We start from the raw sequence: 7,296 nt of genomic DNA on the forward strand, positions 1-7,296 counted from the left end.
AAGTTGGGTGTATTTCTTCATTGTGTGCTTTCCAATTGCGAGTTGAAAAAGTCTAATGATTCTATGAATACACCTAACTTTTTCAACTAACTACAAATGTGTCGCACTTGGGATTTGAATCTGCGTTGTTAATTTTTATATTTCTTCTCAAATACAAACCAATCTTAAACTTGGCTTGCTACTGTTGACGCCTTTTTTTATTACTGTAGTTGCATCACAACTACGTCTGATGCGTGTAGATAGAAAGTTAAAGAAATATGCAACAAATAGTAGTGCTTTTAATGTACTAAATTCTCTAGATAAGTTAGATAAGAATGTCATCTCTAGCATTAGAACGAAGTATCCGATACTTTTTGGGAATTTGTTTTATTTGGTCAATTATCGTGGTGGTGACGAGGTGAGTTTCGATGCAGATCGCGATTTACTTGATTGTTTGAAAGATGAAAAAACGGTAAAGGCTAAAAACATTATTTTGGTGATTGGGGAGTCTGCAATTCCTGATCGGTTTAGTCTTTATGGTTATACTGGATTTTTAACCACACCAAAACTGAGTCAATGGAAAAATCCCATTGTTTTAGAGGGTGTACATTCATTGTCAAATATGACAAGAACGGCATTACCTTTTTTAATTTCTTATCCTCAGGTTAATGATTTTTCAAAAGCATATACCTGTAAAAATATTTTTGACATCGCAAAAGCGAAATCCGTAAATACGGTGTGGATAGGAAATCAGGCCATTGATAGCCTATTTACATCAAGTTATGGCCCTATTGCGAAGTGTGCAAATCTAGTCCTCTCACGAGACTATACATCAGAAGGCATACCATTTAATCCTAAAGATGACTTTGACTTATTAGCCTCTATTGAAGCCGAGTTTGAGAAAAGTGCGAAACAATCCAATTTAAATAACTTATTTGTTATTCATACTGTTGGTAGTCATGCACCTTACTCAATTCGAGTTGATAAAGAAGATCGCGCTGCCTTAAAAGGCGCTGATGACTACGATTTATCAATTCACCATACCGATCGGTTTTTAGATCAAGTGAAAGGCTTGGCGGATGATACATTAGAAGACTATATTTTTATTTACACCTCAGATCATGGTGAAGTAGTGGAAGATGAAGGGGGTGGCTTAGAGCATGGTTTAACTTTCGGTGGCTATCAACAATACAAAGTGCCATTTATTATTCTAAACAAGAGTGATTTTGTTTTAGATACAGAAAAATATAGAAAGTCGAATGGTCTTTATGCTAATGATATTTGTTCATTCTTGATTGCTGAATGTTTGGGATATCACGTGGATGAGGAATTCCTTGCGAGATATACTGCAGTAGATCAAATTCTGCACTCTGATTATAGGGTTTATTGGTATAAAGATTTACCTCAGCCGCTGAAACAACATAAGATTGCAGCGTAGATTAAAGTTAGTTTACAAAATAAAATACCAGTCAAAAAGATTGGCATTTTTTATACTAGAGTATTGATTAATTTTAAATAATCCAATTTAAAAATTACAAAAGTATGATCATCCATGTAGAAAATATCATTGTTAATGCAACAAACTGAGCGGCACTCCCCATGTCCTTTGCATTTTTTGACAACTCATGCTTTTCTAGTGAAATACGATCTACTACGGCTTCAATTGCAGAATTAAAAAGTTCGACAATGATGGCAAATAAGCATACTGCAACCATTAATGCTCTTTCAGCCGATGATACATTTAAAGTAAAGCTCATAGGTATAAGAATTATATTAAGTAGTACAATTTGTCGAAATGCAGCTTCATTTAAATATGCAGCTTTAAAGCCACTTAATGAATACAGTGTTGCATTAATAATCCTTTTTAAACCAGTTTTACCTTTAAAAGATGAATAATTGCTCATAGTAAATTTATAAAATCTCGATGCGTTATATCAAATAACTAGGTATATATATTAATTATGCTGTGTTTTGATTGGTTTTTATATGATTCATATAAAATTTAATTATAAATTTTTTGAGCGCTTTCTATTTTCCTAAACCTTTTATAACCCCACAAATACTGCTCTGGAGCAATGTTAATCATTCGCTCCATTTCCTTGTTTAAGGTATCTACAGAAAGCTGTAAGTCTTTGGCATTAATTTCTGCAGATAAAGTCTGCACATACAGCTCAAAGCCACTTAAATCTTCACGGCGTAAACAGCTTAAACCAATCACTGAACACTGGGTCTTGGCTGCCAGTTTAGAGAGCAAGGTAGAGGAAAGTGCATTCTGACCAAAGAAAGGTGAATAAATGCCACCCGACTCTTTAGGCACATGATCTGGTAAAATTGCGGCAAATCCACCTTGTTTTAAATGCTTAAATAAGGCACGTACGCCTGTTTCATCGGTGGGTACCAGTGTGGCATTAAGACGCTGCCGTGCTTCCAGCATAAACCGGTCTACATCCGGATTTTTGCTCGGTTTATACATAATGACCGGTGCAGTATGTAAATTCACCCAGGCATTCATCAATTCCCAGGTACCAAAATGTGGCACCACTGCCAAGGTCCCATTCGGGTTTTGCAGTGCGTCTAAAAAAATATCTTCCCCATACACGACCTTGATCTGTTCAAGGGCAAACTCCGGTGCAGAACCCCAAATCTTGACCGATTCTGCATAGGTCATACATTGGCTTTTCAGGCTACGCTTTGTGAGCTGATCCCGTTCCGATTCGGATAACTCCGGATAAGCCGACTTTAAATTAATTTCGGTCACGCGTCGGGCAGAAGAATTACTCACATACAGCAACCAGCCTACAGATCGGGCGGTGACCTGAATCAAGCGCAGGGGGAGTTTGGAGAAATTTTTAAGAAGGGAATACATGAATCAAGCAAGGGTCCGCACAATTATGGTCGATCTGCATTGCCTTTTAAGACCATATAAATCAGTCCGACAAAAATCAGCAAGGCGCCGATAATACTACTCAGGCTGAAATACACAATACGGTCATTGGTATCAAGCGCAAACAGGTTATTCGCCAAGATATAACGCATGAACAGCCATTGTACAATCGAAAAGACAATGAGCATGATGCCACGGTTACGTACTGCAGGACGCATTGCCATTGCTGAATCACCTAAGAATGAAAACTGCAGTTATTATGCCATTGCTCGGCAGTGATCTCAATGTAATAAAAAAGCCCCGCAAGTGCAGGGCTTCTTTAGAATGACAAGCTATTATTCTTGAGATTCCGCTTTTGGTTTTTCACGTAAGCGAATACCCAAATCACGCAGTTGAGTCGCTTCAACTGGTGCTGGTGCTTGAGTCAATGGACATTCAGCAGTCTTGGTTTTCGGGAATGCAATCACATCACGAATAGACACACCGCCGGTCATCAGCATCACTAAACGGTCCAGACCGAATGCTAGACCACCGTGTGGAGGCGCACCGTAACGTAAAGCATTTAGTAAGAAGCTGAATTTCTCTTCAGCTTCTTCTTCACCAATACCTAAAGCTTCAAAGATGGCTTTTTGCATTTCCAGGTTGTGAATACGCAGTGAACCACCACCGATTTCAGTGCCGTTCAATACCATATCATAAGCGACAGACAGCGCAGCACCCGGGTTATTCTTCACTTCTTCAACGCTTGATTTCGGCAGCGTGAATGGGTGATGCACAGAGGTCCATTTACCATCGTCAGTTTCTTCGAACATTGGGAAGTCAACCACCCAAAGCGGAGCCCATTCGCACGTCGAAAGATTCATGTCGTGACCAATCTTGACACGAAGCGCACCCATTGCATCATTTACAACTTTGGCTTTATCTGCACCGAAGAAGACGATGTCACCATTTTCAGCACCAACGCGTTTTAAGAGATCCAGCACGATTGGCTCGATGAATTTCACGATTGGCGATTGCAGGCCTTCGATACCTTTTTCAAGTTCGTTGACTTTGATGTAAGCCAGACCTTTGGCACCGTAGATGCCCACGAATTTGGTGTATTCATCAATTGCACTACGTGGCAGTGAGCCAGCACCCGGAACGCGAAGCGCCACAATACGGCCTTTTGGATCTTTGGCAGGGCCAGCGAATACCTTGAACTCAACGTCTTGCATTAAATCTGCAACATCAATCAGTTTCAACGGAATACGCAGGTCCGGTTTGTCCGATGCATAGTCACGCATCGCATCGGCATAGGTCATACGTGGGAATTTTTCGAATTCAACGTTCAGAAGTTCTTTGAACATCTTCACGGTCAAACGTTCCATCAGATCCATGATGTCATCATCGCTCATGAACGATGTTTCAACGTCGATCTGGGTAAATTCTGGCTGACGGTCCGCACGTAAGTCTTCGTCACGGAAACATTTGGCGATTTGGTAATAACGGTCAATACCACCTACCATCAATAACTGTTTGAACAGCTGTGGTGATTGTGGCAGTGCGTAGAAGCTACCGTTAGACACACGACTTGGAACCAGGTAGTCACGTGCACCTTCAGGCGTTGCGCGAGTCAAAATTGGGGTTTCAACGTCTAGGAAACCGTTGTCTTCGAAGTAGTTACGAATCAGGTTGGTCAGTTTAGAACGGAAACGTAAGCGCTCTAACATTTCTGGACGACGGATGTCCAGGAAGCGGTATTTCAGACGGATTTCTTCAGAAATATTGGTGTTTTCATCATTCAGTGGGAATGGCGGCGTTTCAGATTGAGCCAGCACTTCAATTTCTTTGCCCAATACTTCAATCTGGCCACTGACCATATTGGCATTTTCAGTACCCGCATAACGGCGGCGTACACGGCCTGTAATTTTTAATACGAATTCAGAACGAGCTTTATCTGCTGTGGCAAACGCTTCTGGGGTATCCGGGTCGATAACCACTTGTACCAGACCATCACGGTCACGCATATCCAGGAAGATCACCCCACCGTGGTCACGGCGACGATGTACCCAACCACACAAGGTTACGGTTTGGTCGATTTGAGCTTCGGTTAAAGAACCGCAGTAATGAGTTCGCATCATAGCGTAAAAAATCCAACTATATGGGTTAATGACAGCGCATACGTAAACAGCGTACCGCTTGAAGTGAATGTTGGATTATGCCTCTTTGCAGGTTTTGTCACAAGAACTAGCGTGAAAAACCCGGCAATTTCCTGTTATTTCGAGTTAACCGAACTCATGATTGCGGTCCAGAATCTGGAATAAAATACAGCCCGTGGTTAAAATGATTAAGGCACCCTGACTAAACTCATTAAAAGCCCGGCCCAGAAAATAATAACGATGGCTATACCACAGTTCATCACTGAAATAGCGGGCATAATCCCAGACCGAATAAGCACCTAGCAAAATGGCCAGGCCAATCAGGATGGCTGCCGCTTGTTTGACCCGTCGGCTCACTGGCCAGTGCTGACGATAGCGCTGATAATAACGCCAGCACATCCACAGCAAAAACGGCAGGGCCAGAAGCGAACTGCCAATCTGCAAAATAAAATGCAGTGGATAGGTCTGGGAGAACCAGGACACCGGCTGGCTTAAGACGTTATGAAAGGCAAAAGTGCGAAAGTCGAGGTGAGTTAAACCATCCCAAATTAAATGGGTGGCATTGCCCAGCAATAGCCCGAGGATTACCGCAAGTAAAAAACCAAGGGCCGACTTGAACGAGTCCAGATTGAGCTCATGTTGTATGCCTAGCGCCCGATACAGCACCGGACGATAAATCAGATACCATGCAGCATAAAAAGCCAGACCCAGCCATAAATTTGGATGAACAATTGAACTCCATAAATGATTCAAGCCGCCCTGATCGGTGGTAAATAATCGGCTTAAATCGGGCAGCATACAGCCAATGGCAAGGGCTGCAACGGGAAGACGATGACCTGTCAGCTGGGCAATGGGGGGTGCTAAAACCGCATGAGATAAGGTAAAGGGCATACAGGCGTAGACAATAAAAACAGAAAAATCCGCGAGGCCCTATAGCTTAACCAAGCAAAGATGAATTTTATGTTTTTTATTGCAAAACAGTTGAAATGTTATATTATAACATTTCATTGAATTTGTTACTCTGAGCCTGAGTCATGTCCTTCCATAAGAATTTAATAACACTGTCTATTTTCGCTGTTGTGGCCCCTGTAGTTTTTGCAGATGAGGCGAATCTATCCAATGCACAGCAACTTGAAACCATCCAGCTAAAAGCCCATCCTCTGGTTCAGACTGCAGCAGACTTTGCGGTAGCAGATCAGGTGGTGGAACAGAAAGTATTGGCGGAACGCTCAACAACCATTGGTGATGCACTGGCTGATGAACTGGGTGTATATTCAAATCAGTACGGCACAGGTTCAAGCCGTCCCGTGATTCGTGGTCAAGATGGCCCGCGTGTCAGAGTCTTACAACACGCATCTGAAACTGCCGATGTATCGACTTTATCTCCAGACCATACGGTTACGGTAGATCCAATTCTGGCAAAACAGGTTGAAGTGATTCGCGGTCCATCGACTTTACTCTATGGTGCTGGTACCGTCGGTGGTTTGGTCAATGTAACCGATCAGAAAATTCCAACCCAAATCCCAGCAGATGGCTTAGAGGGCACCGTCGGCGTGCGCTATAACTCGGGTAGCGATGAGAAGCTGGCCAGTGCGGGGGTAACAGCGGCAATTGGTGACAACTTTGCCTTACGTGTAGAAGGCTCCAAACGTAAAGCAAATAACTATATTACGCCGGATTACTGGGTAGAACATCATAATGATGAAGCTGGCCATGAAGATCATGATCATGGACATGATGCTGAAGAAGAACATGAAACACATTTTGATAAAGCCCGTCGTGTAGACAATACCTTTGCAGAAGGGCAAACCGTGAATATTGGCGGCTCATGGATTCATGACCGTGGTTTTGTCGGGGTGTCTTATAGCAACCGTCAGGACAAATACGGTTTACCAGGGCATAGTCATGAATATCATGACTGCCATCCTCATGGTAATGAAATTCATTGCGGCGGACATGGCGTTTCAGCTCCAGATGAGGGTGGGGGCGAACATGCTCATGGTGGTCCATGGGTCGATCTGGAATCACACCGTTATGATGTCCGTGCTGAGCTGGACCAGCCATTTTCCGGCTTTGACAAGTTACGTGCCCATGCCAGCTATACCGATTATGAACATGACGAGCTGGAAGAAAATGAAGTCATCAGTAACTTTAAAAATAAAGGTTATGATCATTGCTGTCCCACAATTTTTCACAAGAGGAAGCTCATTTGAGCTTCCTCTTGTTTTATGGGTATTTTATCGGGTGAAAATAAAGCTTTTAAAGTTCTTCTTTCAAACAAATTCACTTGAATTA

6 protein-coding genes and 1 pseudogene are annotated in these 7,296 nt (G+C 42.4%); 2 read left to right on the plus strand and 5 right to left on the minus strand.

Going from position 1 to position 7,296, the window contains the following annotated elements; all coding sequences use genetic code 11:
* Positions 1-184 precede the first annotated feature (184 nt).
* Entirely contained in the window at positions 185-1,417 is a 1,233-nt protein-coding gene (locus FTU55_RS14370) for a phosphoethanolamine transferase (protein WP_180047426.1), read from the plus strand.
* A gap of 94 nt (positions 1,418-1,511) precedes the next feature.
* On the opposite strand, the gene FTU55_RS14375 is transcribed toward FTU55_RS14370, so the two are convergent.
* From FTU55_RS14375 to FTU55_RS14395, 5 genes are all read right to left on the minus strand, one after another.
* On the minus strand, positions 1,512-1,883 hold the full coding sequence (locus tag FTU55_RS14375) for a diacylglycerol kinase (protein ID WP_067728459.1): 372 nt from the start codon (positions 1,881-1,883) through the stop codon (positions 1,512-1,514).
* Positions 1,884-1,981: 98 nt separating this feature from the next.
* Entirely contained in the window at positions 1,982-2,845 is an 864-nt protein-coding gene (locus FTU55_RS14380) for a lysophospholipid acyltransferase family protein (RefSeq protein ID WP_180047428.1), read from the minus strand.
* 23 nt (positions 2,846-2,868) lie between these two features.
* On the minus strand, positions 2,869-3,087 hold the full coding sequence (locus FTU55_RS14385) for a hypothetical protein (RefSeq protein WP_005180031.1): 219 nt from the start codon (positions 3,085-3,087) through the stop codon (positions 2,869-2,871).
* 111 nt (positions 3,088-3,198) lie between these two features.
* Positions 3,199-4,983: an aspartate--tRNA ligase gene (gene aspS / locus FTU55_RS14390; RefSeq protein WP_180047430.1), complete on the minus strand. Its 1,785-nt coding sequence runs from the start codon at positions 4,981-4,983 to the stop codon at positions 3,199-3,201.
* A gap of 144 nt (positions 4,984-5,127) precedes the next feature.
* Positions 5,128-5,892 (minus strand): DUF4184 family protein, encoded by a 765-nt coding sequence (locus FTU55_RS14395; RefSeq protein ID WP_180047432.1) that lies wholly within the window; start codon positions 5,890-5,892, stop codon positions 5,128-5,130.
* 143 nt (positions 5,893-6,035) lie between these two features.
* Here FTU55_RS14395 and FTU55_RS14400 point away from each other — a divergent pair.
* Positions 6,036-7,172, plus strand: a pseudogene (locus FTU55_RS14400) (TonB-dependent receptor plug domain-containing protein); the annotation flags it as partial.
* Positions 7,173-7,296 lie beyond the last annotated feature (124 nt).

It is taken from the genome of Acinetobacter sp. YH12117 (genome assembly GCF_013418865.1).
Lineage (GTDB): Bacteria > Pseudomonadota > Gammaproteobacteria > Pseudomonadales > Moraxellaceae > Acinetobacter > Acinetobacter indicus.